Origin of the sequence: Nonomuraea sp. MG754425 (assembly GCF_021699195.1) — a bacterium.
In the GTDB taxonomy this organism is placed as follows: domain Bacteria; phylum Actinomycetota; class Actinomycetes; order Streptosporangiales; family Streptosporangiaceae; genus Nonomuraea.
In genome coordinates this window covers 1-1,630 of the sequence record NZ_SSXE01000412.1, presented here as the reverse complement: position 1 = coordinate 1,630, position 1,630 = coordinate 1, and the positions used below count along the sequence as shown (strand labels likewise).

Below are 1,630 nucleotides of genomic sequence, written 5' to 3'. Positions count from 1 at the left end.
GTGCCCGCGCAGCGCGCGCGGGCGCTCGTCGGCCCGCGGCCGTCGCAGGACGCCGGTCTCCCGCTGGGCAGGCGCGTCGGGGAGATCAGCGAGCTGCTCGGGCAGTACCCGGCGGCCTCACCCGACGTGAAGCTGGCCGTGCAGCGCCGGATCGAGGCGCTGGCCGGGGGCGGCCGCCACGACGACCGGGCGATCGTGCACGAGGCCGCCGCCGGCACGCTGCGCGTCACGGTCGGCGACGCGCTGGCCGCCGACCTCCGGGGCCGCGTGCCGGCGGTGCTCGACCTGCTCTCCGAGGAGGCCGAGCTGACCAGGCTGCGCACCAACCGGCTGCTGGCCGGGCGGCTCGGGCCGGGCACGTACGCGCTGGCCGAGGTGCTGCGCACGAGCGGCGACCTGGAGACCGAGTACGGCGACCGGCTGGCCGGGCGGATCGCCGCCCTCGTCCGCGACGCCCCCGCCGGGGCGTCCGAGCTGAACCTCGCCGGCCGGCTCGGCGAGCCCGCACCGCCCGCCGCCCCGGTCCTCTGCTCGGCCGGCGTCATGGTGGCCGCGCCCACGCTGGAGGCGTACGAGCCCGGGGTCACCCCGCTGGTCCTCAACCGCCTGCACGACACGGTGCTGCTCACGCCGTGGGCGCTGCAGTTCCACGAGGAGGGCGTCAAGTGCCTGGCCGCGCGCGACGCCGAGATCAGCCGGGCGCTCGCCGGGTTCACCGTGCTGAACGTCATCTCGCGCCGCACCGACGGCGTGCCGTCGCTGGAACTGCCCGGCCCCGTGCTGGAGCTCGGCGGGGTGGCGGCCGACCCGCGCCGCCGCCGCATCGGGCTCGACGAGCTGTACGTGCACAGCGACGGGCAACGGGCCGTCCTGCACGCCAAGGGCATGGAGGAGCCGCTGCTGCTGCACAACGGCGAGCACGGCATGGCGCTGCACACGGCGTTCGCGCTGCCGGGGATCCGGCTGCCGCGCCTGCCCGACCTTCCGCACGTGCCCCGGCTGACCTGGGACAACGTGGTCATCTCGCGGCGGCGATGGTGGCTGGGGCGGGCCTCGTTCGACACCCTCGGGCAGGCGGACCGCGACCGGGACCTGCTGGTGGCGATGGCGCGGCTGCGGGCGGCGTACGAGCTGCCGGTCGCGTTCTTCGCCTCCTCGCCCCGGGAGCGCCGCTCCCTCTACGTGGACACGCGCTCGCCCGCGCTGCTCGAAGGACTGGCCCGGATGGCCGCCACGGCCGACGGCGTCACGCTGACGGAGGTGCTGCCCGGGCCGGGGGAGTGCTGGCTGCGGGACGGGCAGCAGCGGTTCGCGGCCGAGCTGAGCTGCGTCTACGTGCGGCCCGCGGGCGGCGGCCGGCCGGAGGTCCGGGAGGGCGTGCCCGCCGGGCGACGGAGACCCGCGGGCCGGTCCGGCGCGTCCGCGTCGCCGGGCGACGGCACCACGCAGGCGGGCCTCGCCGCGGCCCGGCCGGGCCGCGGGGGCGGGCCGGACGGGCCCGACGGGCCGGTTCCGGCGCTCGGCCCGCACACCGATGGGCCGGGTGGTTGTGCGGACGCGCCGATCGTCCGGGCCGATGGGCCGGTCGGTGGTCCGGATGAGCCGGTCGTTCGAGCGGATGGGCTGGGTG

General features: G+C 78.0%; 1 pseudogene. It reads left to right on the top strand.

Annotated features, from left to right (window positions below):
* Positions 1 to 1,630 (top strand): annotated as a pseudogene (locus tag FAF44_RS53120) (lantibiotic dehydratase family protein); the annotation flags it as partial.